The sequence below is a fragment of the Alteromonas sp. ABH2_165 genome, from assembly GCF_056159945.1.
Genome location: NZ_JBSWWF010000002.1, coordinates 498,508 through 523,761, shown reverse-complemented (window position 1 = coordinate 523,761; position 25,254 = coordinate 498,508). Strand labels below are relative to the sequence as shown.

Annotated in this window: 20 protein-coding genes and 2 pseudogenes; 8 read left to right on the top strand and 14 right to left on the bottom strand. The window is 50.0% G+C overall.

From position 1 onward, the window contains the following. Positions 1-45 precede the first annotated feature (45 nt). The 4 genes from ACXAFQ_RS06830 to ACXAFQ_RS06815 all read right to left on the bottom strand — a co-directional run bounded on the left by ACXAFQ_RS06830 (position 46) and on the right by ACXAFQ_RS06815 (position 5,090). Positions 46-1,608: a sodium/sugar symporter gene (locus ACXAFQ_RS06830; protein ID WP_474818929.1), complete on the bottom strand. Its 1,563-nt coding sequence runs from the start codon at positions 1,606-1,608 to the stop codon at positions 46-48. Between the two features lie 49 nt (positions 1,609-1,657). After that, positions 1,658-2,800: a galactokinase gene (gene galK, locus ACXAFQ_RS06825; RefSeq protein WP_474818928.1), complete on the bottom strand. Its 1,143-nt coding sequence runs from the start codon at positions 2,798-2,800 to the stop codon at positions 1,658-1,660. Then, positions 2,793-3,845 (bottom strand): UDP-glucose--hexose-1-phosphate uridylyltransferase, encoded by a 1,053-nt coding sequence (locus ACXAFQ_RS06820; RefSeq protein WP_474818927.1) that lies wholly within the window; start codon positions 3,843-3,845, stop codon positions 2,793-2,795. Before ACXAFQ_RS06820 ends, galK begins: the two co-directional genes overlap by 8 nt. A 192-nt stretch (positions 3,846-4,037) precedes the next feature. Then, positions 4,038-5,090 carry an aldose epimerase family protein gene (locus ACXAFQ_RS06815; protein ID WP_474818926.1) on the bottom strand — a complete coding sequence of 351 codons (1,053 nt, stop codon included), beginning with the start codon at positions 5,088-5,090 and terminating at the stop codon, positions 4,038-4,040. Positions 5,091-5,368: 278 nt separating this feature from the next. On the opposite strand from ACXAFQ_RS06815, the gene ACXAFQ_RS06810 reads away from it, so the two are divergent. From ACXAFQ_RS06810 to ACXAFQ_RS06800, 3 genes are all read left to right on the top strand, one after another. Then, positions 5,369-6,370 carry a substrate-binding domain-containing protein gene (locus ACXAFQ_RS06810; RefSeq protein WP_474818925.1) on the top strand — a complete coding sequence of 334 codons (1,002 nt, stop codon included), beginning with the start codon at positions 5,369-5,371 and terminating at the stop codon, positions 6,368-6,370. 87 nt (positions 6,371-6,457) lie between these two features. Next, complete coding sequence (locus tag ACXAFQ_RS06805) at positions 6,458-7,192, top strand: RDD family protein (protein ID WP_474818924.1); 735 nt, start codon at positions 6,458-6,460, stop codon at positions 7,190-7,192. Positions 7,193-7,215: 23 nt separating this feature from the next. Beyond that, entirely contained in the window at positions 7,216-8,610 is a 1,395-nt protein-coding gene (locus ACXAFQ_RS06800) for a M20/M25/M40 family metallo-hydrolase (protein ID WP_474818923.1), read from the top strand. Between the two features lie 70 nt (positions 8,611-8,680). Here the strand turns inward: ACXAFQ_RS06800 and ACXAFQ_RS06795 are convergent, their stop codons facing one another. The 3 genes from ACXAFQ_RS06795 to ACXAFQ_RS06785 all read right to left on the bottom strand — a co-directional run bounded on the left by ACXAFQ_RS06795 (position 8,681) and on the right by ACXAFQ_RS06785 (position 11,637). Further along, positions 8,681-9,538 (bottom strand): alpha/beta hydrolase, encoded by an 858-nt coding sequence (locus ACXAFQ_RS06795; RefSeq protein WP_474818922.1) that lies wholly within the window; start codon positions 9,536-9,538, stop codon positions 8,681-8,683. A 79-nt stretch (positions 9,539-9,617) separates the two neighbouring features. After that, positions 9,618-10,205, bottom strand: coding sequence for a beta-phosphoglucomutase family hydrolase (locus ACXAFQ_RS06790; protein WP_474818921.1), 588 nt, complete (start codon positions 10,203-10,205; stop codon positions 9,618-9,620). A gap of 88 nt (positions 10,206-10,293) precedes the next feature. Then, positions 10,294-11,637: an MFS transporter gene (locus ACXAFQ_RS06785; protein WP_474818920.1), complete on the bottom strand. Its 1,344-nt coding sequence runs from the start codon at positions 11,635-11,637 to the stop codon at positions 10,294-10,296. Between the two features lie 172 nt (positions 11,638-11,809). Between ACXAFQ_RS06785 and uvrA the strand changes: the two genes are divergently transcribed. Further along, positions 11,810-14,632: an excinuclease ABC subunit UvrA gene (gene uvrA, locus ACXAFQ_RS06780; RefSeq protein WP_474818919.1), complete on the top strand. Its 2,823-nt coding sequence runs from the start codon at positions 11,810-11,812 to the stop codon at positions 14,630-14,632. A gap of 94 nt (positions 14,633-14,726) precedes the next feature. Beyond that, entirely contained in the window at positions 14,727-15,215 is a 489-nt protein-coding gene (locus ACXAFQ_RS06775) for a DUF3299 domain-containing protein (RefSeq protein ID WP_474818918.1), read from the top strand. 107 nt (positions 15,216-15,322) lie between these two features. On the opposite strand, the gene ACXAFQ_RS06770 is transcribed toward ACXAFQ_RS06775, so the two are convergent. From ACXAFQ_RS06770 to ACXAFQ_RS06740, 7 genes and pseudogenes are all read right to left on the bottom strand, one after another. Beyond that, positions 15,323-16,030: a 2OG-Fe(II) oxygenase gene (locus ACXAFQ_RS06770; RefSeq protein ID WP_474818917.1), complete on the bottom strand. Its 708-nt coding sequence runs from the start codon at positions 16,028-16,030 to the stop codon at positions 15,323-15,325. Positions 16,031-16,032: 2 nt separating this feature from the next. Beyond that, entirely contained in the window at positions 16,033-16,437 is a 405-nt protein-coding gene (locus ACXAFQ_RS06765; RefSeq protein WP_474818916.1) for an acyl-CoA thioesterase, read from the bottom strand. A 138-nt stretch (positions 16,438-16,575) separates the two neighbouring features. After that, a complete protein-coding gene (locus tag ACXAFQ_RS06760; RefSeq protein ID WP_474818915.1) occupies positions 16,576-17,535 on the bottom strand; it encodes a sugar-binding transcriptional regulator in 960 nt (319 codons plus the stop codon). After that, a complete protein-coding gene (locus tag ACXAFQ_RS06755) occupies positions 17,532-18,251 on the bottom strand; it encodes an HAD family hydrolase (protein ID WP_474818914.1) in 720 nt (239 codons plus the stop codon). The genes ACXAFQ_RS06760 and ACXAFQ_RS06755 overlap by 4 nt, the downstream gene beginning before the upstream one ends. 106 nt (positions 18,252-18,357) lie before the next feature. Continuing rightward, complete coding sequence (locus ACXAFQ_RS06750; RefSeq protein WP_474818913.1) at positions 18,358-19,554, bottom strand: mannitol dehydrogenase family protein; 1,197 nt, start codon at positions 19,552-19,554, stop codon at positions 18,358-18,360. A gap of 53 nt (positions 19,555-19,607) precedes the next feature. Beyond that, positions 19,608-20,354: pseudogene (locus tag ACXAFQ_RS06745) on the bottom strand (ABC transporter ATP-binding protein); the annotation flags it as partial. 10 nt (positions 20,355-20,364) lie between these two features. After that, a pseudogene (locus ACXAFQ_RS06740) lies at positions 20,365-20,913 on the bottom strand (carbohydrate ABC transporter permease); the annotation flags it as partial. Positions 20,914-21,341: 428 nt separating this feature from the next. On the opposite strand from ACXAFQ_RS06740, the gene ACXAFQ_RS06735 reads away from it, so the two are divergent. Genes ACXAFQ_RS06735 through ACXAFQ_RS06725 form a run of 3 tightly spaced genes read left to right on the top strand, consistent with a single transcriptional unit; the run spans position 21,342 to position 25,220 of the window. Then, a complete protein-coding gene (locus ACXAFQ_RS06735) occupies positions 21,342-22,001 on the top strand; it encodes a 2Fe-2S iron-sulfur cluster-binding protein (protein WP_474818912.1) in 660 nt (219 codons plus the stop codon). A gap of 9 nt (positions 22,002-22,010) precedes the next feature. Further along, positions 22,011-22,991 carry an FAD binding domain-containing protein gene (locus ACXAFQ_RS06730; protein WP_474818911.1) on the top strand — a complete coding sequence of 327 codons (981 nt, stop codon included), beginning with the start codon at positions 22,011-22,013 and terminating at the stop codon, positions 22,989-22,991. Positions 22,992-23,003: 12 nt separating this feature from the next. After that, positions 23,004-25,220 carry a xanthine dehydrogenase family protein molybdopterin-binding subunit gene (locus tag ACXAFQ_RS06725; RefSeq protein WP_474818910.1) on the top strand — a complete coding sequence of 739 codons (2,217 nt, stop codon included), beginning with the start codon at positions 23,004-23,006 and terminating at the stop codon, positions 25,218-25,220. The last annotated feature ends 34 nt before the right edge of the window (positions 25,221-25,254 follow it).

Below are 25,254 nucleotides of genomic sequence, written 5' to 3'. Positions count from 1 at the left end.
CCGCCCGGAGGCGGTCTTTTCAGATCACTTGTAACCGGTGTTCGCTTACCACCAAGTGATATAGAACGCTGCGGTTACGATAGCGATGGCAACGGCTGCAATGTTGAAGCCTGAAGTAGTAGTAAAGCTCACTTCACCCAGCTCAATCGCATTTTCATGGTCGCCTTTCTTCTCGGCCAGTGACACGATAACTGCCAGTGCTACACACAGCAGGAACACAATGCCTACACGGTCGATAAACGGCACATCCGGGAAGAACGAACGACCTGCCAGGCTCAGGAAGAATGAGCCCAGGGCTGCGATTAAGCCGCCGTTGGCCGTGGTTTTCTTCCAGAACATACCTAACGCAAACAGCGCTACGATGCCCGGCGTAAAGAATCCGGTAAATTCCTGAATGTACTGGAACGCTTGATCAAAGTTACCCAGCAGCGGCTTCGCTACCAGCATAGCAATAATCAGAGAAATCAGGCTCACAATACGACCCACTTTCACGTAGTGGTTCTGAGACTTATCAGGATTTCTTGGCTTGTAGAAGTCCATGGTAAAGATGGTCGACACACTGTTGGTCATTGATGCCAGTGAAGACACGATAGCAGCAACCAGCGCAGCAAAAATCAGACCTTTCAGACCCACTGGCATCAACGTCATCAGTGATGGATACGCTTCGTCAGCACGGTTCAGATCGGGTACCAGCAATACAGCAGCAATACCAGGCAGTACAACAATTAACGGCATCAGCAGTTTCAGGAAGGCAGCAAACGCGATACCTTTTTGCGCTTCCTGTACGCTTTTCGCTGCCAGCGTACGCTGGATGATGTACTGGTTGAAGCCCCAGTAAGACAGGTTCATGATCCACATACCACCAATCAGTACCGAAATACCAGGCAGGCTCTTATAGTGCGGGCTGTCTTCAGACAGAATCATGTCGAATTTTTCAGGCAGACGCGTAGTCAGTTCATTGAAGCCGTGGATAATGCCGTTGCCGTCACCAATCAGATTCAGTGCCGTGTACGACAGGAATAACCCGCCCAGTACCAGCAGTACAACCTGAATGATATCTGTCATCGCTACCGCTTTCAGACCGCCATACAACGAGTACGCCAGCGAGAAAACGCCAAGGAACAGCATGCCGTACATCATGTCGACACCCGCAATAGTATTAATTGCCAGCGCGCCAAGCCACAGAACTGCAGTGAGGTTTACAAATACGTAGACCGCTAACCAGAATACTGCCATGACAACGCGAACGCGATGGTCATAACGTTGTTCCAGGAATTGCGGCATGGTGTAGATTTTGTGCTTAAGGAAGATCGGCAGAAAGTATTTACCAACGATTAACAGCGTGATTGCAGCCATCCATTCGTAGGAAGCAATGGCAAGTCCGATCTCGTAACCCGAGCCAGACATTCCGATAATTTGCTCTGCGGAAATGTTTGCTGCAATCAATGATGCCCCAATTGCCCACCAGGGCAAACTTGAGCCAGCAAGGAAGTAATCATTGGTATCTTTTTCATGGCCTTGTTTCTCACGAGAAACCCACCATGCGATCCCAATAAGCGCGATGACATATATCACAAATACCGTGATATCCAACGTCTCAATGTTCATATTATTTCCCAACGAATGTTATTTTTATCTGAATATTTTTTGTAACAGGTTAAGCGAAAGCCCCCTGTTCAGCCGAGCAGATGTAAATGGATTGTGTATACCCGGTGCGCGCATAATAATGTTTCTTAACGTTTTCTTCTACTTGGATTACGATATTTTTTGGCACCAATGCCACTACGCAACCACCAAAGCCACCGCCTGTCATCCTTACTCCGCCCTGCTCTCCAATAACATCGGCGATAATTTCCACAAGAATATCAATAGGTTTAACGGTAATTTCAAAGTCATCACGCATAGACTTATGCGACTCAGCCATAAGTCTGCTTACGTCGGCGGTACGCTCTTCATTTAGCGCGTCGAACATCTCCAAAGTACGCGCGTTTTCCGTTATCACGTGTCGGGCTCGCCTGAAAACTACCTCAGACATGTCGCTTTTCGCTGCGTTTAATTGCTCTATGTGCGCATCGCGCAGGCTTTGCACGCCAAGAATCTCAACGGCTTCTTCGCATTGCTGACGACGAACATTGTATTCGCTGTCTACCAGACCACGCTTAACGTTTGAGTTAATAATCATGATCGCATACTTGTCGGGAATGGGAGTATGTTGAATAGCCAGTGAACGACAATCGAGTAGCATTGCCTCCCCTTTTTTGCCCATGGCTGAGATCAATTGATCCATAATGCCGCAAGAGCAGCCCACAAACGTATTCTCCGCTTTCTGACCCAGCAGCGCAGCCTGAATGCCGTTCACATCGATGTTATAAAGGGCCTTGAACATTTTCACGATGGCCACTTCAAACGAGGCTGACGAACTTAATCCTGCGCCTTGAGGCACATTGCCCGTAACCACCAGATTCGCACCGTTCAGATCTGGAAACACTTCCAGCAGCACCTTGCACACGCCGCGAATATAGTTCGACCAGCTGGCTTCTTTCACATGTTCGATGTTATCCAGGGAGAAGCGATTGCGCTCACCATCGTAATCCAGGGCAACAACATCGATGACACGGTCGTCTCTGGGAGATGCGCTGATCCAGGTGCCAAAGTTAATCGCCGCTGGAAATACAAAACCGCCATTGTAATCGGTATGTTCACCAATCAGATTCACCCGGCCGGGCGCCTGAATGGTCACTGTAGGAGCCGTGCCAAAAACGGTTTCGAAAGCGGAGGCAATGTGTGTATTCTCAGTCATGGCGTTGTGTCTCTTTATAATGTACTTCTGACAGTGCTTTTAATCGTTGTGCGGCTTGTTCTGGCGTTAAGTCTCGTTGCGCTTCCGCCATCATTTCGTAGCCCACCATGAACTTGCGCACAGACGCCGAGCGCAGTAACGGTGGGAAAAAGTGTGCGTGCAAACCCCACTCGGCATGTGCCTCTCCATCGAACGGTGCACTGTGCCAGCCCATAGAATACGGGAACGAGGTTTCAAACAAGTTATCGTAGCGCGTGGTAATGTTACCGATGATTTGCGCTAGGCTCTGCTGTTGTCCATCGTTCAGTGACAGCAGTGAGTTCGCTTCAAAGCGCGGCAGTAACAAGGTTTCAAACGGCCATGCGGCCCAATAAGGTACCACAACCACCCAATCGTCGTTTTTGCAAACCACACGTTCATCGCTTTCCACCTCGCGGCGCGCGTAGTCTGCCAGCATGCTGGTACCCTGCTTAGTGTAGTACTCGCTAAAATGCTGCTGCTTTTTTGCCGCTAACGTGGGTAGATGGCGCTGTGCCCACACTTGTCCGTGAGGATGCGGATTGGAACAGCCCATCATCGCACCTTTGTTTTCGAAAACCTGCACCCAGGTATAGTCTTTACCTAACTCTTCGGTTTGTGCCACCCAGGTTTTCACCACTTCTACGCGTGCTTCATCGGTAAGCTCTGGCAGGGTTTTGCTGTGATCCGGGGAGAAACAAATTACCCGGCTGCAGCCTTGCTCCGCACTGAAGGTGAACAGTGGATCGTCTGATGACGCGTCTGGCGTATCTTGTTGAAGCGCAGCAAAATCATTGCCGAACACGAAAGTGCCAGTGTATTTCGGATTCACTTCACCATTTACACGGATGTTGCCCGGGCATAAATAACAATTATCATCATAAGACGGACGCACCTCGTTTGAAGGTGGCTCATTCTGCCCCTGCCACGGCCGTTTGGCGCGATGAGGCGATACCAGAATCCATTCGCCAATCATTGGATTGTACCGGCGATGCGGATGGTCAGTAGGGTCGAAAGGTGTAGTCATAGTTATCTCACTTTATTGCTGGCGCGCCGGATTATTTTGGCAAAATAATCATACCTGGCGCTGAAAGCGATCTGTTATACCTTGTTGGCAATTGACTGCGGCTTAGCTGCGCCAGCCTACTGCTATTGCAATTAAGGTAAACGTTTTACCTAATGGTTAAAAAATATCGCTCCCTCAGGAACGATATTAAGATTAATCCTGAACGCTAAAATTGAGCTTCATCCAGGTAACGTGCTCTTCCCCCGGTGTAATCCAGCCGCCTGGAAATTCCGGATGATTGGGCGAATCTGGAAAAGCCTGTGGCTCTAAACAGAGTGCACCGTCATCAACAAACGTTTGCGCGCCGGCTGAAGCCATACTCAGGCAGTTTGCAGAATAAAGTTGCAAACCTGGCGTATTTGTCCATAAGGTCATTACTCGTCCACTCTGACTCTCAAGCACTTTTGCTGCAGGTTCTGCGTTAGGCTCAGCAAAAGTATTGAGTACAAAGTTATGGTCGTATCCCGAACCTAGCTGCAGTTGTTCATCGGCTACTGAGATGTCTTCCCCCATGGCCTTCAGCGCTCGAAAATCAAACGGCGTATCGGACACACTGCGTAACTCTCCAGTAGGCACGCAGTCTGCGTTCAATGGGGTAAAAGTGTCAGCGTTAATCACTACCTGATGGCCAAGCACATTGCCTTCACCCGCTAAATTGAAATAACCGTGGCTTGTTAAGCTTAACGGTGACGTAGCGGTAGACGTGGCTTTCATCAACAGACTTAGCGTATTGGTATTGTCTAATGAATACTCGGCGGTGATTTCTCTATCGCCTGGAAAGCCGCCTTCTCCATCGGGGCAAACAACAGTTAGCGTTAACGTTGCAGTATGGCCATCGCTAGAAGATGTTGCCTGCCAAACCTTCTTATTAATACCCGCACTGGCACTGTGAAGGTTGTTGGTACCTGCGTTCTGTTCAAGTTGATATTTTTGCCCATCGATGACAAATGCACCATTCGCAATGCGGTTGGCGTAAGGCCCTACCAGCGCGCCAAGGAAGGCACCATCGTTGGCATAATCTTCCGCGCAATCCAGGCCGGCCACCACATTAGTAAAGTGCCCCTTTCGATCAGCAACATTAATTGCCGTAACAATACCGCCGAAATTCGTTACCGATACGGTCATGCCGTTATCGTTGCGCAACGTGAACACACTCACATCACAGCCGTTCACAGCCCCAAAGGGTTTTACAGAAATGTCTGGCAAACTTTCACCTCAAAAATGGCTCGGTAAATCGCGGGCTTCTGTCGCGGTCGCTAAGTGCTTTACAGAAGGGTTAAATCACTGTATCTCTTAATATAGCGCAAAATGTTAACACAATGGAAACAATGAGGGTATACGTTTACCCTTAAAAATAAAATCATGTTATATTCTCTTTAAATTTCAGGCAAACCGGTTTTTCGTGCATTTGAGATTAAATTTCTTAACATAGGCGGCCTTGTCCGCAATTTGGTAAAAAGAACCGACTACAGGCACAACAATAAATGGCAACAATTAAAGATATCGCATCTGCTGCGGGCGTTTCACTGGCTACGGTTTCCCGGGTAATTAATAACGGGCCGAAGGTTGGCGATGCTACCCGAGCCCGGGTGAAAACGATCATGCAGGAAATGGGATATCGTCCTAACGCCAATGCCCGCGCACTGGTTACTAAGCGAAGCGCGTCGTTAGGGGTAGTCATTCCTGAACTACTTGAACCGTTTTTTGCTGCGCTTGGTCAGGGTATAGAAACCGTTACCCGGCAACAAAAAGTCCAAATTCTGCTGAGCGCTGGCTCAATTGAAAAAGAGACCGAACGCAGGGCAATTGAAACCTTGCTTGAGCATCGGGTTGAGGCCATGGTGGTGCATAGCAAAGCGTTATCCGATGCGGAACTTATTGATTTTGCTTGTCAGATCCCCGGTTTTGTTTTGATCAACCGCTACATTCCTGAAATAGCCAACCGCTGTGTCTGGCTGGATAACGAGGCGGGTGGTTTTATTATGTCCGAACATATGATCAAACAGGGTCACAGTAAGTTAGCGGTTGTCTCAAGCAATTATCAAATTACCGACCCGCAAATGCGTATTGATGGCATTCGCCGCGCTGCTAACGCCCACGGTATCGACATACCTGATTCACACATTGAGTTTTCCACGCCAGATCAGGAAGGCGGCGAACTGGCTATGCAAAAGCTATTAAGTCGTGATGTGCAATTTACTGGCATTCTGGCCTACAACGATGCGATGGCGTCAGGTGCGATGACCATGTTGCAAGATAACAATATTGCCGTGCCGCAGGATGTTTCGGTAATAGGATTCGATGATGTGTTACTCGCCAAGTACTGTCGCCCAAAACTGACCACCCTCCACTACCCTGTGGAAATGATGGCCGGACTGGCTACTCGACTTGCACTCGATTTTGCTATGGGGAAAAGCTGTAAAGAAGAGACCCACAAATACACACCAACGCTCATTACCCGCCAATCTGTGGCAGCGCCACGCTAGATTCTTAAAGTCTGTAGAACGTTCTCCGCATGCGTTTCCTTTTGTCTGCAATATTGGCATTATGGGAAAAAAACACCGGAGAAGTCTATGTCAGATCAAGGGAAATATGATGCGCTGAACTTAGAAGAGCTGCAGGCTCTTCGCGCTGCACTGAATGCTGAAGAAGAGCCTGAACGGGCGGCAGAGATTGATGCCGCGATAGCCCGGAAACAGGCAGAAGTAATCGCCGCACCAGACGCGGAAACCATTACTGAGCCAAGTGATACCACTATCACACGCTCTGTAAGCCATGAAGCTACACCTGCCAGCACCGCGTCAGAAGGCGCAAATGCAGCCTTCAAACCGGAACAAGAACCGACACATTCAGCACAGCCCGATGACAGACTAGCGTCACTCGGAGAACGCCTTGGTGGCGCCATCATTGATATGGTGATCAGTGTGCTTATTTCTATTCCTCTGTTTTTTTTCGTTGGGATGGAAGCCTTGGCCCAACCTACGTTTTCAGTACTGCTGATGTCGATGTTCTACTCTGTAGTCACTTACATCGTTGTTCATGGTTACTTTCTGATTAATTTCGGACAAACTGTTGGTAAGCACTTCATTAATACCCGAATCGAAAATCTCGATGGCTCCCAGTCTTCTTTTACCAATATCGTGGTAAGACGATACCTGCCGGTGGCCGTAATAGTGAACATACCGTTTATTGGTGGCATTGCCGCATTGGTAGACATTTTTTTCGTATTCCGCAAAGACCGTCGCTGTGTGCACGACTTCATCGCGGGTACCCGTGTATGCCGCGTGCCTGAGTCAATAGACGCGTAAGAACCCTTACAACAGGAATAAGAATGAAAAACAAAACCGTTCTTTCATTGCTGATCGGCGCATCAGCAATGCTTTCTTCACAAAGTCAGGCAGTAACAGACGATCAAAAAGTTATACTCGACTTACTGCAGTCTAATGCCAAACAAGATTCGCTGTCTTATGACGTTATCGAATCACTCACCACGGAAGTCGGCGCCCGTTATGCAGGCACACCTGCCGCAGACAAATCCGTGCAGTGGGCACAGGATAAAATGAAGGCGTTGGGTTTCGATAAAGTTTGGATAGAAGAAAGCAAGGTACCGCAATGGACCCGTGGCGATCTAACCGCTGCCATTTCCGGCCCTTACCCACACAAAGTTATTGCCTTGGCGCTGGGCGGTAGTGTGGGAACTAACGGCAAAGAGTTGAAAGCGGAAGTGGTTGAGTTTGCGTCGTTAGAAGCTCTGCAAGCTGCCAAGCCAGGTTCCCTGGACGGTAAAATTGCTTATGTTGGCTACCGTATGGAACGTCACAAAGACGGTCACGGCTACGGTGATGCAGTGGGGGCTCGCGTTGCCGGTGCGTCCACTGCAGCTGAAAAAGGCGCGGTGGCTTTTCTACTGCGTTCTGTTGGAACCGACACCAATCGTTTCGCACACACTGGCATGATGCGTTACAGCGATGGAATTAAGAAAATCCCCGCTGTTGCCATTTCAAACCCAGATGCCGATTTGCTGGAAAATATGCTGAAGCGTGAACAGCCAGTCACTTTCTCACTCACCACTTCAGCCAGTGGCCCTACCGGTAAAACAGCCACCATAGCCAACGTTATTGGCGATGTTACCGGTAGTGAAAAGCCGGATGAAGTAGTTACCATTGGCGCGCACCTCGACAGTTGGGATGTAGGTACCGGCGCAATTGATGATGGCATTGGTGTGGGTATTACGCTGGCTGCCGGCCACTATATTGCAGAATTACCGCAGCGCCCTGCTCGTACTGTTCGCGTTATCCTGTTTGCTGCCGAGGAAATTGGTCTTTGGGGCGCAAAGGATTATGTTGAACAACACAAAGGCGATATGGATCAGCACGTTATTGGCGCTGAATGGGATTTCGGTAATGGCGCGATTTACGAGCTAACCCCGGGTGTGGGTGCAGTAGCACTGTCTGAAGTGCGAAGCTTTGCTGAATACCTGGCACCATATGGTGTAGGTATGTCGGATAAAAACGATGCCAAGGGGCAGTCGGATATGAGTGCGCTAGGTGAAGCGGGCCAACCCGCCATCAACTTCTCACCGGATGGCAGCGATTACTTCGATTACCATCACACAGAAAACGACACCTTAGATAAAGTAGATACAGACGCACTGAAAATTAACACCGGTATTTTCACCGCCTTTGCTTATTGGGCAGCAACGTCTGAGACGAATTTCAGAAAGTGATGTTGCGCTACGCGAAAAATCAGTGACAAAAAAAGCAGCTTCGGCTGCTTTTTTGATATTTATTCGATGGTTATAAATCTCGCAGGAACAACCGATACTGGCCTATCACATCCGGATATGTCATCGACTTGTTATGTTTACCGCCGGGTACCACGTAAATCAATTTGTCCTTACTGGGCGAGACTTCGTACAGTTGGCGACTAAACGTAATGGGCGTCGTGCGATCTTTATCGCCCACAATCAACAATAATGGCTTATCTAACTGCCGAATAAAGTCGTCATTCTCAATGATGGCCAGTTCTGGAGATACCTGCAGAAAGGTAAACACTTTGGTCCACTCAGGCACCATGTTCTGCACCACATCGTTCACTTTATTAATGGCACTGTCGAGCACTAAACCGTCGATATCCCGTTTTACCGCTACGTAACTTGCCAGAATAGAGCCCATTGATATGCCATGCACAACCGTTGGCAAATCATTCTGAAACACTTCTTTTCCGTAGTCATAAACCAGCAAGGCATCACGTTTCAGATTGTACATTCTTGCTTTGCCAGGTTTATCGCTGGCACCTGTGCCCTGATAATCCACCCACAGGATGTTCGCTGGCAGTTTACCAAACTCATGAATGAGCGCGGAATTGTTACTAATACTCATGCCGTTATCTGGAAACAGCACAATATTAACCTTGGGTTCCGGATACGCAACGGCAACACCCCGTAACGTGAGATCCTGGCTGTTTTTCAATTCCACCGTAGTGATTGTGATCGCCGCTTCATCTTCCGTTACCGCCTGATTTAATTCGGTAGTGTCTAGTGTGGACGGTGAATTATCCTGATGCAGGAAACTGGAAGAACTGACATCTATGGCACAGCCTGCAAGTGCAGACAGCATAGAAATGACGGCGAAAATACGAAAGCTTATGACCACTGAACGTTACGCTCTTATTGTAATTAATCGGAGTGAGTTTTTAGATTATAGAACCAGCTGGCGCTGACAGAAAGTACTATCAACCTTGTTGCACTTTACCGTTGATCACCATGATGCAGTCCATGCCGGCGCGGGAGGCCGCTTCAAAACCAATCTTTGTATCTTCAAACACCACACAATCTTCTGGCGCTACACCGATTGACTCGGCAGCTTTAAGAAAGGTGTCCGGTGCCGGTTTACCGTTGACGACATCAGACGATGTTACCAATGCATCAAGTTTACCCAGTAATCCATGATGCCCTAATAGCGTTTCAGCACCAGACCGCTCGGCGCCAGTGCCTACTGCGATTTTCTTGTTACCCAAATTCGCATTGAAGATTTGAAACGTATCATCAATTAGCGTGGGGGTTTGGTCCATTGCCAACCAGGTGTTCTTCTTAAACTGCCCTACTTCTTGCGGGTCGTTTTGTTTGCTGTACTTCGCGTTTAGCAGCTCCGCCGTTTTCATGGTTGGCACGCCACCCAAACCGTACATGTAATCTAAATCGAAGGGATAACCAAAATGCTCACAGGTTTTTTCCCAGGCTTTCATATGTGCACCCATAGAATCAATCAGGGTACCGTCCATATCGAAAATAATGCCTTTGTAGCGACTTAAATCTACCATCACGACTCCTTACGCGTTGTAAAACTGGTTGATGAGGTTATACACCGTAAAACAACAACTGGATGACTTATTCTACAGCGACAGTGCCTCAGGCATACTGGGCGAGCAATTCTCTGGCCGCTTTGGTATCGAATCCTTTACTGATTTTAAGATATACCGTGCCATCAGATTCAGACGCCACCACCTCATGCACACCTTCTAGCTGCAGCAGTGATTTTTCCAGTGTTTGCGGCTGAACATTGGCGAAGGAAACCTGCATGGATAAGCGACGTAATTTCATCACTTCTTTAAGACCAAACAGAATGATAATCCAACATGCCGCACCGATGGCACCGGCCAGATAGGCCGTTTTCGGGGTCCAGATATCGGTTACAAGGCCCGACAATAAACCGCCGAGAAACGCACCGAAGAATTGAAAACTGGCATATATGCCCATGGCGCTGCCCTTCTGACCAGCAGGCGCAATGGTCGAGACCAGCGCGGGTAAGCTTGCTTCCAAATAATTAAAACCGGTAAAGAACAATACAACTGCCGTAACGACTACCCATAAATGGTGGTCCTGCATGTTCATCATCAGAAATGCCATCATCATCAGCGCTGCTGCCGTGATAACTACCGACTTTGGCGTTTGTCCACGACTGATCCCCATCAACACAATCAGGCCAATAATGGATACCGCCAGCACCGGCAGGTAGATGGTCCAATGGCTTTCCAGCGACATATCGAACTGCGTCAGCGTAAGCGGTAATTGCACGAATAGCAGCGTAATCATCATGTGCAGCACCATCACGCTAACGTTCAAACGCCAAAGCTGCGGTGACACAAACAGGGATTTAATTTCAGAAACGTGTGGCAGGGTGTCGCCACTGGCGCTAACGGTGACATCCGGCACCACCCATTTCACCAACGGCATACAACAGATGGCAAGTACACCGGTAACGCCAAATACTCCGGCCAGGCCCCAGTTTTGGGCAATCAGCGGGCCAATGAGCACGGCAAGGTAGAAAGAGAAGCCAATCGCGATACCGATCACCGCCATTACCTTTGCCCGCTGGGTTTCCCGGCTCACATCGGTGGCCAGCGCCATGATGGCACCGGCAATCGCACCCGCGCCCTGCAGAATACGGCCAATAATCATCACCATCATACTGTCGGCCGATGCTGCAATGAACGAACCCACAGCGAACACACACAATCCAAGCAAGATGACCGGTTTGCGACCCCAGCGGTCCGACATCATCCCCATAGGAATTTGTAACGCCGCCTGGGTAAGTCCGTAGCCACCCACTGCCAGACCTACCAGCAGAGGGGAATAATCAGGATAGTCCATCGCAGCAACTGCCAGCACAGGCATGACCATAAACAGGCCCATCATGCGCAATACATAAACCAGCGCCAATGCTAATGCGGCGCGAACTTCTAATGCGTTCAAGTGTGTTCTCGACCTTATTCTTGTATGGCGGCGAAGTGTAGCACAAAACCACTCGTCGCCCACCTCCGAGTACTAGCGAATGAGTGATCTACACTAACAGTTAAACGTAGTTAATGATTAAATTCCGCGCCGTCTGTGGCATACTTTCTCTTTTGGCAATTCTCAGGCTTCAATGGATAAAATCGAAATTCGCGGTGCCCGCACCCACAACCTTAAAAACATCGATTTAACCCTTCCCAGAGACAAACTGGTTGTTATTACAGGCCTTTCCGGCTCAGGTAAATCGTCTTTAGCTTTCGACACCCTGTACGCTGAAGGACAGCGTCGTTATGTGGAATCGCTGTCGGCGTATGCCCGTCAGTTCCTCTCGATGATGGAAAAGCCTGATGTTGACCATATCGAAGGCTTATCTCCGGCAATTTCAATCGAACAGAAATCCACCTCTCACAACCCCCGTTCAACGGTGGGTACGATTACTGAGATATACGATTATTTGCGTTTGATGTTTGCCCGTGTAGGTACACCACGTTGTCCGGACCACGATGTGCCACTGGATGCGCAAACCATCAGCCAGATGGTAGATAAAGTGCTATCCATGCCCGAAGGAAGCAAATTGATGCTGCTGGCACCGGTGATTCAGGAACGTAAGGGTGAGCACGTAAAAACCTTACAGAACCTGGCAGCCCAAGGCTTTATTCGTGCCCGTATCGACGGTGAGGTCTGTGATTTATCCGATCCACCTGAACTGGATTTACGCAAAAAGCATACAATCGAAGTGGTGGTCGACCGTTTCAAAGTGCGTGATGACTTGCAACTGCGACTGGCAGAGTCGTTCGAAACCGCCCTTGAACTGGCAGGCGGTAACGCGAAAGTGGCGTTTATGGACGATCCTGACGTTGAAGAAATTATGTTCTCAGCCAATTTCGCCTGCCCGCATTGTGGATACAGCCTGAGCGAGCTGGAACCGCGCCTGTTTTCGTTTAACAATCCCGCGGGTGCATGCCCCACTTGTGACGGTTTAGGTACTCGTCAGTTTTTCGATCCGGCGCTAATTGTATCTAACGATGAATTGAGTTTGTCTGGCGGTGCTATCCGCGGCTGGGACAAGCGCAGCTATTACTACTTCCAAATGCTGCAGGCTGTTGCCGACGCCTACGGTTTTAGCCTTACCACGCCGTTCTCGGAATTGTCGAAAGAAGCGAAAGACGTGGTACTTTTCGGCTCTAAAGGTAAATCGCTGAACTTCAAATATATTAACGAGCGCGGCGACGTTATGGAGCGCAAGCATCCATTCGAAGGCATTATTCCGAATATGGAACGCCGCTACCGTGAAACCGAATCCAACGCTGTTCGTGAAGAACTGTCGAAGAACCTGAGTCAGCAGCCTTGTAACAGCTGTGGCGGTACCCGTCTTCGGGTAGAAGCGCGTAATGTTTTCATTGAAGGCACTAACCTGCCAAAAATCGCCGATATGTCTATCGCCGACGCTTTTGATTTCTTTGAAACACTGAACCTGACGGGGCAGAAAGCGCAAATTGCCGAGAAGATCTTAAAAGAAATTCTCGATCGCCTTGGCTTCCTGGTAAACGTTGGTTTGAACTACCTTTCTATGTCACGCAGTGCCGATACCCTTTCCGGTGGTGAAGCTCAGCGTATTCGTCTGGCCAGTCAGATTGGTGCCGGCCTGGTGGGTGTAATGTACGTGCTCGATGAGCCGTCTATCGGTTTGCACCAGCGCGATAACGAACGCCTGCTGAAAACGCTGACGCACCTGCGTGATCTCGGCAACACCGTGTTGGTGGTTGAGCACGACGAAGATGCCATCCGCGAAGCCGATTACATTGTCGATATCGGCCCTGGTGCCGGAGTTCACGGTGGTCAGGTAATTGCAGCTGGTACTATGCAGGATATCTTAGACAGTGAAGACTCACTTACTGGGAAATACCTGTCTGGTCGTGAGAAAATTGAAGTACCGAAAAAGCGCAACAGCGCCAAAGACGATAAATGGCTTACGTTAACAGGCGCGTCAGGCAACAACCTTACAGACGTGACACTGAACATTCCCGTTGGCGTGATGACCTGTGTGACCGGCGTATCAGGGTCGGGAAAGTCTACACTTATCAACGATACCTTTTTCAAAATCGCGCACCGCGAGTTGAATAAAGCCACTACGTCAGAACCGGCCCCTTACAAAACCATGGAGGGGTTGGAGATGATGGACAAGGTAGTCGACATCGACCAAAGTCCTATCGGCCGTACACCCCGCTCTAATCCAGCGACTTATGCAGGCATTTTCACGTCTATTCGTGAATTGTTTGCCGGTACGCAGGAAGCGCGGTCCCGGGGTTACAAAGTGGGTCGCTTCAGCTTCAATGTGAAAGGCGGTCGCTGTGAAGCCTGTCAGGGCGACGGTGTCATTAAGGTAGAAATGCACTTCCTGCCAGACGTGTATGTGCCCTGTGATGTGTGTAAAGGCAAACGCTACAACCGCGAAACTCTGGAAATTCAGTACAAGGCCAAGAACATCCACGAAGTGCTGGAAATGACGGTGGAAGAAGCACGAGAATTTTTCGACGCGATTCCGGCCATCGCCCGTAAGCTACAAACACTGATCGACGTAGGCTTGTCTTACGTTCGATTAGGTCAGGCTGCAACCACACTATCTGGTGGTGAAGCTCAGCGGGTAAAACTGGCGAAAGAACTGTCAAAGCGGGATACCGGCCAAACCCTGTACATTCTGGATGAGCCAACAACGGGTTTGCATTTCCACGACATTAAACAGCTGCTGGCCGTATTGCACAGACTGCGGGATCACGGCAACACCGTGGTAGTTATCGAGCATAACCTCGACGTGATCAAAACCGCCGACTGGCTGGTTGATTTGGGTCCAGAAGGCGGCTCTGGCGGTGGTCAGATCATCGCTGAAGGCACACCGGAAGACATCGCTAAAGCGAAACAGTCTCATACCGGTCGATTCCTGAAACCCATGCTGTAAACACGGTAAGCGCTGAGTTGCGGTAGCTAAGTCGCCGTTAACCTGCGCTTATTTATGTCATAATCGCTTTGTCGAAACCGAAGATGAGTGAAGAATGGCTTTATCACGCAAATTTATGAGCATGTTCATGCTCGTTTCCGCTTTTATCGCAACCGCCGCACAGGCCGCTGAACCTATAGAGGTGTTCTGGGAAGATCTGGAGCCGCCTGGATTCAGTGCACTGCCGCCAGAACCGGTTTCAGACCATCAAAGCACCATGGCACAGGCCCAACCTAACGCGCCAGTGGTGAAAAAGTACGATGGTAAACTGGTAAAAGTCCCGGGCTTCGTGGTACCCCTGGAAGGCACAGACGATCTCACTACAGAATTCCTTCTGGTGCCATTTTTTGGTGCCTGCGTACATGTGCCGCCACCGGCATCCAATCAGATTATTCACGTAACGTTTGAAGAAGGCGTTGCCGTGGAATTCAGCAGCAGCCCAATTTGGGTGACCGGCGTAATTTCCACCGACGGCTGGCAGGGTGACATTGCGTCAGTAGGTTACAGCATGAAAGGCGCAGAAATCGCCCCGTATAGTTTGTGATTAAGCCGCGCTTTCGCGGGGACAGTTTTGTCTCTCGATAGAGCCTCGGGCAGCGCAGCGGGGTAAGGTTTTGTGACAGGAAACCGTCCCCGCGATAGCCGCCACCTCTATTTCGTATATATGTGCTCGGCGCGGTTGAACAACATCCACGAAGTGAGTATATACTTATCGTTACTCTCAGGAATACAGCCGCGATGGGTGTGAGTGAAGCCTGCAGGGGCGATGACCATACGTCCCGCTTTGGGCTTCACGCTGCGCTGCTGATAATAGAATTCCGTTTGGCCGCCTTCTTCCACATCATTCAGATAGAACATAAACAGCACCACCCGGTGCAGGGCATCGTTGTGCTGCAACTGTGGATACACCTCTGAATGCCAGTAAGGATAGCCGCCTTCGCCCGCCTTGTAGCGCTGGGCGTTAATATCTCCAATACGAAACAGGTAGTTCACCAGATTCGGTAGTGCCGGACGGCCCACTTCGGCGTAATTTTCGCCGGTCATTTTTACCGGCTCACCGGTTTTCGGATGGCGAACAGTGAGGCCAATGGGGCCTACCAAGGAGAAGAAATACTCATCGATGTATTTCATCAATTCGTTGCCTACCTGGGCCATCACGTCTTTCAGATGAGGTTTGAACACGTCGTCTCGTGAGAATGACACGTCCACGCTGCGTTTTTTATCTGTGTCTATGCCACCGCCTGTTTGCCCTGGGGCAAGGTTCGCGCTCTTTTCGAAAGCGGCAACAATGTTGCTACACTGTTCAGGCGACAGTACGTCATCGATTACGGCGATAAAGTCGGTTTCTTTAGGGTGCATGCTCAGTCCTTTAAATGCTGTTCCATCTTTGCGCGAATGTCGTCGGGGATAGGCGCTGATTTCTGGGTTTCATAATTGAAGTGAACCATCGTAGTGGTTCCGGTGGCGCAATGCTTATCGTCCTGCCAGATTTCCTGATACACATCAAAAGAACTACCGCCTAGACGTCCGATCCAGGTTTTCACCGTAACGGACTTGCCGTAGTAAATCTGCTGGAGAAAGTCGACTTTGTAGCTGGCCAGGATGAGCGGCCAGCGGGATAAATCCAGATCTGGCAGGAACAGTTTAAACACCGGATCTCGCGCCGCTTCCAGCCAACCAACATGCACTGTATTTCCCACGTGCCCGAGCCCGTCAGTTTCGTAAAAACGTACATCGAAGGTGGTTTCAAAAGGAACTGCTGACATGTTTTATCTTTGTTGTGATGTCGGAGTGCCAGCATAGCATTTTCAGCGTATTTCTGAAGGTCCGCAGATGAACCTTTACGAAATATGGTGTAAAGAGCCGGGTAGCAGAGGGCATAAGCCCCCTGACTTATATTCAACTCAATCGCTACTGAGGATGAGCTCTGCAGTATATTCGTTAGTGATAAGCTTAGTGATCAGGCGGCTTCTCATTGCACCCATAATCGCTTCCACTTTCATCGCCCCTGCAGCCATGGCAATAACCGGTTTTTCAGGCTCCGGTCTAAGCTCGACACTGGTAACACGGCGATTGATATCGCAATCAATCATCTTGCCATTTTTGTCAAATATCCAGCTCAACATTTCCCCGCTTCCGCCTTTGTGCAGCAAATCATCCACATCGGTCTTACTGACAAAGCCATCGACAAATATTGGCGAGGTAGGCCCTATGTTACCCACCCCCACAAAGGTAGCGTCAGCCGTTTTAGCACGTTCGAATATAGGTTTAATGTGATCCTGGGCCAGCCAGTCTGGGCGTTGTTCGGCCGTAGGACAAAGCACTGGTAGCAGCATAGGATAATATTTGGCATTTACCCTGTCGGCGACCCGAACCACCACGTCATAGGATGACGCAGAGCCGTCATTCATGATGTTCCCAATCAGCGAAACAATGTGGTGCTGCTCACAATTGAGAGGAGCAAGTTCGTCGGCACAGGCGCGCAGTGCACGACCCGTACCCATAGCAATGGTTTGCGGTTCGGGAAGCTTAAGATAACGCTCAAGTTCAGCCGCTCCCGCCTGAGCGAGACCAATGATGGAAGACGGATCGGCAGGATCACTGGGAACGACTTCGCAGTCCTGTAAACCAAAACGGTCCTGGATACGATGACTCAGCTCCATGCAGCGAGCGATAGGATGATCAAGACGCACCTTGATGAGTCCGGCTGACACAGCAAGTGCCACCATACGCTGAACGGACTGTCTGGAAACTCCCAGCTTGCGAGCGATTTCGTCCTGCGTGTTCCCGGCAACATGATATAACCAGCCCGCCCGGGCCGCTTCGTCTAATCGTCTGGAATCGTTAGCTTGAGGCAAATTCATGATGGTATGTTATTCCTTAGTTCAGGCAACACAGAGAAAAATTGAGACCAGTGAGTGACGACTCTGCTGACACCGTCGGGCAAACTGATGTCGCCAATGGCGGAGGGCATGTGTGCGCCGCCCTGAAAATGCCATACCTGCATGCCAGCAGCGGTATCCGCTCGTAGGCCATGCAGGCTGTCTTCAATCACCAGACAATTCTGTGGTGCAAAACCCTGTTCGCTGGCAGCAAACAAAAAAAGATCCGGTTCAGGCTTCCCGCGTTTTACCTGTGAAGCCGTATAAATGTTATCGCTGAAGTACTTTGCCAGCCCGGTGGCTTTTAGTGCCCGGTCGGTTCTTTCCCTATGACTGGATGTGGCCAGGCAAAATGGCACATTCAATTGAGACAGAACGTCTTCGATGCCATCAACCGGCGTCAGCTCTTTGTCAAACCGCTGCATCAGTGTTGAAAGATAGTGCTGTTCAAACGTATCGGGCAGCGTGACGCCGAAATCCAGACTGACTTTTTCACGGACATGAGAAAAGCTGCGGCCGAGAAACTGACGGGTAAAATAGCTGTTGTCTATTGAAATACTGTAAGTGCCCAGCAAACCGGCCAGCACCGAAAGGCTAATCACCTCGCTGTTAATCAGCACACCGTCGCAATCGAATATCACCAGCTCTACTGGTATACCACCACGTTCGTCAGTGCTAGGTGCATATTGGCTGTGCAATCCGGAAACTCCCGTAAATACCGCATTAAAGTCACTCTGATCTGGCCCGGGTTCAATCCGGGCCAGATCCGGAGAAAAGTACTTTACCGTAATCTACGGGAAGGCTCTACTCTGAGTCGCCGTTGATATAAGCAGTCAGTGTATCGGCGGCACCTGTTTCCCAGAGTTTTTGCAGCCAGAAGCTGAACGCCTCGGCAAAACGCGGGTTCTGACCCAATTGACCGAATACGTCATCCATCGCCAGGAAAGAGGCTGGATTTGTTTTCGCCTCAAGCGCCAGCTTCTGTAAGCGTGGTGCCTGTTCATCATTGAGTACGGTGTTATTACTCTCATCGGCCGTGAATGCACAGTATCGGCACCACAACGCAATCACCAGGGCAGTCCCCGTTACTGACCCGTTGCTGTCAAGATTCGCCTGCGTGATTGGCAGGATGAATTTAGGCAGACGGTTGGACGAATCGGTACATAGACGACTGATTGTGTCGCCGATTTCCGGATTGGCAAACCGGGCCTCAATAAGATCAACGTAATCGTTAAAATCGGTACCTGGCACCGGTGACAGTGTTGGAATCGCCTCGCTAGTGACCAGTTTACGCACGTAATCACGCACCAGTGGATGCTGCATACCTTCGTGTACATAAAACAGTGACAGTAATGCAGAAGGAAACGCTAATGCAGCGTGGCCGCCATTCAGAATACGCAGTTTCATAAACTCGTGAGCGGTCACATCTTCCACAAACTCTACGCCGACGTCTTCAAGTGCCGGACGACCCTGTGGAAAGTTATCTTCGATAACCCACTGACGGAAGGGCTCGCAGAATACCGGTGAGGCGTCAGCCACATCGGCCTGAATGTCCGGGTGGTCCTGCTGAAAACCACCGGTTTTGGCATCAATAAAATAGCCACCCTCGGTGATAGTCAGAGACACAATACGGATTTCAGGTTTGCATAGCGCAGCGATAACTTCATCGGCATCGATATTCAGAAAATCAATCATCGAGCCGCAGACTTCAGCACTCAGTGCGTCTTTGTCCAGTTCTACCACTGTAGTCAGCCAGTCCTGACCTGCCAGCTTGTCACGCATGGCCACATCGAAAGATTTCACACCGCAACCGATGAGGGCCCAGTCGTGATCTTTACCCTGTTCAAACAACTTTTGCAGGTACATAGCCTGGTGAGAACGATGGAAATTACCGATACCGATGTGCAGTATGCCCGCTCTCAGCGCTGAGCGGTCGTAAGACGGCGCTTTAACGTTCGCCGGTAAACTGGCCAGATTGGCCTGATTTAATTGAGTAGTCACTATTTATACTCCAGATGTACCAGTTAGCGTTATCAGACAGACGCAGTCTGGCCATTTACCGTTTCATTCACATCAATGAAATTCATTTTTGGTGAACCGATGAAGCCTGCCACAAACTTGTTAACCGGATGACGGTACAGCTCCATAGGTGAGCCAACCTGTTCAATATTACCGGCGTTGAACACCACGATTTTGTCAGCCATTGTCATAGCTTCAACCTGATCGTGGGTCACGTAAATCATGGTGGATTGCAGGTCTTTGTGGAGCTGAGAAATCTCAAGACGCATATTAACCCGCAGCGCCGCATCGAGGTTAGACAAGGGTTCATCAAACAGGAAGGCAGCAGGCTCACGCACGATGGCGCGACCAATTGCTACCCGCTGGCGCTGACCACCTGAAAGCTGACCAGGACGACGATCCAGATAAGCGCTCAGGTTCAGTTTCTCAGCAACCTGCTCAACTTTCTATTTAATTACCGATTCGTCAACTTTCGCACGCTTCAGTGGGAAAGCAATGTTGTTACGTACGCTCATGTGCGGATACAGTGCGTACGACTGGAATACCATTGCCAGGCCACGCTTGGCCGGGGGCAGATGAGTCACATCCTGATCGTTAATTTCGATAGTACCGCTGCTTACGTCTTCAAGACCGGCAATCATACGCAGCATGGTAGATTTACCACAGCCAGACGGACCAACGAAGAAAACAAAATCGCCCTGCTCAATAGCCAGATCTAATGGTTTGATGACCTCGTGGCCGTCAAAGTTTTTGGTCACTTGTTTTAATGTAATTTTACCCATGACGAATTCCTTATTTCACCGCACCGAAGGTCAGGCCGCGGACAAGTTGCTTCTGGCTGAACCAGCCGATGATGAGAATTGGCGCAATGGCCAGCGTGGATGCCGCAGAAAGCTTGGCGTAAAATAGTCCTTCCGGACTGGAATAGCTGGCGATAAACGCGGTAAGAGGCGCCGCTTTGGCCGCAGTCAGAATGAGTGTCCAGAATGCTTCGTTCCAGGACAGAATAACGTTTAACAGCAAGGTTGATGCAATACCCGGTAAGGCGATTGGCAGTAACACGTGCACAATTTCAGAGCCCAGTGTCGCACCGTCCATACGCGCCGCTTCCAGAACCTCTTTAGGGATTTCACGGAAATAGGTGTACAGCATCCAGATCATGATAGGCAGGTTAATCAGCGTCATCACAATTACCAGACCCAGCTTGGTATCAAGCAGATCAAAGTCGCGGAACAACAGGTAGATAGGTACCAGTACGCCTACTGGTGGCAGCATCTTGGTAGACAGCATCCACATCAGCACGTCTTTGGTACGCTTGTTGGATACAAACGCCATGCCCCACTTTCATCGTGCCAATGAAGAGCTAAATCCACTAGAAATAAGCAATTGCCAATTTATGAGCATATGACCGACACGTGAGCCCCCTAAAGGTTAAATAATTGTAAATAGAACAAAAGATGTAGATGTAAAAAAGGGTTTTTAACAATGCTGCTTATTCACTCTTTCTACACAAAGTTTGAGCAACATTTCGGGTAACAAGCTGCAAACAGACTGTGAGAAAAAATGGTCAGGCAGATAGGACAGAACTGTCTGTTAATAGCCAAATGTAATGTTTGAAACTGATCTTCGAATGTAAAGAAGGTCGTAGTCATCACACATCCATCAGGCATTAAGACAGGTTTTTCACACCGGTTTCAGCTTTACACACCACCTTCCGGTATGAGTCACATTACCAGGCATTAACACCACAAACAGATCAGGAGTCATTCATGGCAAGTGAAAAGACAAGGCCAGCAAGCCCCCACCGAAAGCCGTTTAAAAGCTTCAGCGCGTCCCGTTCACGAAGAAATTTCCTAAAAGGCGTCGGCGTGTCTGGCGTTGCTGTTGCAGCAAGTGGCTGTGCCTCACAGCGCATGGCCTACGAGCAGCAATCTGACACGAAGGCTGATCCTGACGCTGCCAGTAAAGTGGCAATAAATCTGAATGTGAATGGCCGTGCACGAAACATTAGCGTGCTTCCCAATGCCGTATTACTGGATGTGCTGCGGGATGACCTTCTTCTTACCGGCACCAAAAAAGGCTGTGACCACGGCCAGTGTGGCGCGTGCAACGTGCATATCAATGGCGAAGTTATCAATTCCTGCCTCTCTCTGGCAGTGATGCATGATGGTGATGACATCACCACGGTAGAAGGCTTGTCAGACAATGACGAGATGAGTGCGGTGCAAAAGGCATTTCACGAATGTGATGCTTATCAGTGCGGTTACTGTACTGCCGGACAGATGATGACAGCTACCTATGTACTAAACAGTGATGACATCCCGGCCAGCCCGGAAGCCTGGAAAGAGGCGATGAGTGGCAATATATGCCGCTGCGGTGCCTACAAAAATATTCTGGCTGCCATGCAGCAAGCCAGCGAAACCGCATAGGAGGCGAATATGAGACAATTTTCATATGTACGCGCTGAGAATGCTGCCCAGGCTGTTTCTGCCAAGGGTGCCGAGGCCAATGCCTTCCTCGCCGGTGGTTCAACACTTATTGACTTGGTAAAACTGGATGTAATGCAGCCAGAGACCATGATCGATATAAACAGTCTGCCGCTTTACGATATTGAACAATTGGCTGATGGTCGCTTAAAAATTGGCGCACTGGTGTCTAACACTGCGTTAGCCTATCATCCAGTTGTACAGAATGATTACGCTGTACTTTCTGAAGCGCTGTTGTCCGGCGCATCGACTTCCCTTCGTAATAAAGCCACCACCGGCGGTAACGTGATGCAGCGAGTGCGCTGCTCCTACTTCCGCGACGGTGTATCCCCCTGCAACAAACGAGAACCTGGCAGCGGTTGCGCAGCGATTGGTGGTCATAACCGCTCAGTGCATGCCGTACTCGGTACGAGCGAGCATTGTATTGCCAGCCATCCGTCTGATATGTGTGTAGCCATGGCGGCCATTGGTGCAACCGTTGTGGTAAAAGGCCCTAAAGGCGAACGAGAAATTCCGTTTACCGATTTCCATCTCAAACCCGGTAATACCCCCCAGGAAGAACATACGAAGGCCGCTGATGAACTCATCACCCACGTGATCCTGGATAAGCCTATCGCGGGCAATCAGTCCCACTACCTTAAACTGCGTGATCGGGCATCGTATCAGTTTGCTCTGGCGTCCAGTGCGGTCATCGTGTCAGTACAGGGCGGCACCATCAAAGAGGCACGCCTTGCTATGGGCGGTGTTGCAACCAAACCGTGGCGCGCAACTGAAGCCGAACAATCCCTGATTGGAAAACCCCCTTCAGATAAAGCCTTTGAAGAAGCAGCTGAAATTGCATTTAAAGGCGCAGTTCCACAATCGCAGAACGCTTTTAAAATTCCCCTTGGTAAACGTGCTGTGGTACGCAGCCTGCAAACCGTCACCGCATAGGAGGCCAGACAGATGGAAATGAAAGACGCAAAAGTATTAGGCGCAGCGCTGCCGCGTATTGATGGCCCGCAAAAGCTCACCGGTCAGGCCATGTACGCCGCCGACCATCATCTTGAAAACATGCTGTACGGTTATGGCGTGTACAGCACCATCGCCAAAGGGCAGATAACTGGCATTGATACCAGCGCAGCGAAGCAAATGCCTGGTGTGGTGGATGTGTTTCATCACAATCACTTTACTGATCGCATTTATAAGGCACCCAGCAACATGCAGAAGGGTTTAAAAGTGGATGAAAGCCGCTTACCTTTTGAAGACGATAAGGTGTATTACGCCGGACAGATGGTGGCGTATGTAGTAGCAGATACATTTGCCAAAGCCCGTGAAGCTGCCCTGAAAATTAAGGTTTCGTACAGTGAAGACAGCAAACCGGTGTCGTCAATCAGTCAGGCCCGCTCTGCTGGCGTAGAGGTGCAGGAACAAAAGCCTGTGGGAAAGAGTCGCGGAGATGCCTCTTCGGCATTTAGTCAATCGGCTTACACCCACGAAGCCACCTACACCACACCAATTGAAACCCATAACCCCATGGAAATGCACGCTACCACCGCGTACTGGGAAAATGGTCGTTTAGTCGTATACGAAAGCACCCAGGGCGTAACGTTCAGTCGCAATACCATTGCACGGGTATTTGGCCTGGTGCAGGAAAATGTGGTGGTAAAAACGCCATTTCTTGGTTCCGGTTTTGGCGGTAAATTATTTACCTGGCCACACTGTTTCGCAACAGCGGCTATTTCCCGTGAACTGGGGCAGCCCGTTCACTTTATGGTGCCCCGTGCACAGATGTTCACCACAACCGGTCACCGCTCTAGTACGGAACAAACGCTGCGCGTGAGTGCAGATGAAAACGGGAATTTTACGTCTATTTCCCATCATACGCTGAACAGCACTTCAGAAATTGATACCCGGGTGGAAAGCGCCGGTGTGATTACCCCCATCTTTTACAAATGCCCCAATGTGGATGTGGCGAACAGTGTGATTCCTATGAACACGGGCAGCCCGGCTTCCATGCGCGCGCCAGGCGCTGCGCCGGGCCTGTTCGCTTCAGAGTCAGCTATAGACGAACTGGCCGTGGCAATGAAAATGGATCCCCTTGAATTACGCCGACGGAATTATACAGACCAGGACCAGACCGAAGACCTCCCCTGGTCTGACATAAACATTCTTGAAGCTTACGATAAAGGCGCGGCTAAATTTGGTTGGGACAAGCGAACTCCCGACCCCGGCTCTATGCGCGATGGCAAAGATATTCTTGGTTGGGGCGTAGCGGCCTGCGCCTGGGACGCGATGAAAAATCCCAGTAAGGCCAGCGTGTCCTTTCTTTCCAACGGAAAGGTCCGGGTATCCTGTGCGATTCAGGACATTGGTACCGGCACCTACAATGTGATGGCTCAGGCCGTCGCCGCCGCTACCGGCGTGGATGTTGAAAACGTTGAAGTAAAAATTGGCGATTCAGAATATGTGGATGGCCCGCTGTCTGGCGGTTCCTGGGCTACCGCCAGCGTCTTGCCGGCAGTGAAGGATGCCTGCGACAAAGCTGTTGAAGAGCTAAAATCCTACGCGGTAATGAAGAACGCGCCGTTTGCCGATGCTGACGAAGAGGATCTGACCTTCGCCGATGGTGTGCTTAGCAATGGGAGCGGCACTACCGCCACTTTCACAGACATCCTGAAATCACAGAAGCTGGCCAGCGCAGAAGGCGAAGGCAGTTCCGATGCAGCTATGAAAGAAGGCTTCTCAAGCCGGGTATTTGGTGTGCACTTTGTTGAAGTGAAGTGGGATCCGGAAATTGCTGACCTGAGGGTTTCCCGGGTAGTCAGCGCGATTGATGTGGGCAAAATCATTAACCACAAAACTGCTACCAACCAGGTTGCGGGCGCAGTGGTAATGGGTATTGGTATGGCGATGTTCGAGCATACCGAATATGACGAGCGCACTGGTCGCCCTACCAACAATAATATCGCTGAGTATCTTATGCCGGTGCATGCCGACATGCCGGATGAACTGGACGTGATCCTGTTGGATAAACCGGATTACAACTTCAGTGAAGTGGGAGCAAAAGGCTTAGGTGAAATTGGTATTACCGGCCTGGCAGCAGCTGTCGCCAATGCGGTTTATCATGCCACCGGAAAACGGGTGCGTGATTTACCCATTACCATCGATAAGCTGATTTAATCCTGCGTGAAACACAGGCGTATTAACGCCTGTG

Excerpts from the sequence above, each read along its gene's own strand:
- ACXAFQ_RS06830 (WP_474818929.1), bottom strand. The coding sequence starts at position 1,608 with ATGAACATTGAGACGTTGGATATCACGGTATTTGTGATATATGTCATC.
- galK (WP_474818928.1), bottom strand. The coding sequence starts at position 2,800 with ATGACTGAGAATACACACATTGCCTCCGCTTTCGAAACCGTTTTTGGC.
- ACXAFQ_RS06820 (WP_474818927.1), bottom strand. The coding sequence starts at position 3,845 with ATGACTACACCTTTCGACCCTACTGACCATCCGCATCGCCGGTACAAT.
- ACXAFQ_RS06810 (WP_474818925.1), top strand. The coding sequence starts at position 5,369 with ATGGCAACAATTAAAGATATCGCATCTGCTGCGGGCGTTTCACTGGCT.
- ACXAFQ_RS06805 (WP_474818924.1), top strand. The coding sequence starts at position 6,458 with ATGTCAGATCAAGGGAAATATGATGCGCTGAACTTAGAAGAGCTGCAG.
- ACXAFQ_RS06800 (WP_474818923.1), top strand. The coding sequence starts at position 7,216 with ATGAAAAACAAAACCGTTCTTTCATTGCTGATCGGCGCATCAGCAATG.
- ACXAFQ_RS06790 (WP_474818921.1), bottom strand. The coding sequence starts at position 10,205 with ATGGTAGATTTAAGTCGCTACAAAGGCATTATTTTCGATATGGACGGT.
- uvrA (WP_474818919.1), top strand. The coding sequence starts at position 11,810 with ATGGATAAAATCGAAATTCGCGGTGCCCGCACCCACAACCTTAAAAAC.
- ACXAFQ_RS06775 (WP_474818918.1), top strand. The coding sequence starts at position 14,727 with ATGGCTTTATCACGCAAATTTATGAGCATGTTCATGCTCGTTTCCGCT.
- ACXAFQ_RS06770 (WP_474818917.1), bottom strand. The coding sequence starts at position 16,030 with ATGCACCCTAAAGAAACCGACTTTATCGCCGTAATCGATGACGTACTG.
- ACXAFQ_RS06765 (WP_474818916.1), bottom strand. The coding sequence starts at position 16,437 with ATGTCAGCAGTTCCTTTTGAAACCACCTTCGATGTACGTTTTTACGAA.
- ACXAFQ_RS06760 (WP_474818915.1), bottom strand. The coding sequence starts at position 17,535 with ATGAATTTGCCTCAAGCTAACGATTCCAGACGATTAGACGAAGCGGCC.
- ACXAFQ_RS06735 (WP_474818912.1), top strand. The coding sequence starts at position 21,342 with ATGGCAAGTGAAAAGACAAGGCCAGCAAGCCCCCACCGAAAGCCGTTT.
- ACXAFQ_RS06730 (WP_474818911.1), top strand. The coding sequence starts at position 22,011 with ATGAGACAATTTTCATATGTACGCGCTGAGAATGCTGCCCAGGCTGTT.
- ACXAFQ_RS06725 (WP_474818910.1), top strand. The coding sequence starts at position 23,004 with ATGGAAATGAAAGACGCAAAAGTATTAGGCGCAGCGCTGCCGCGTATT.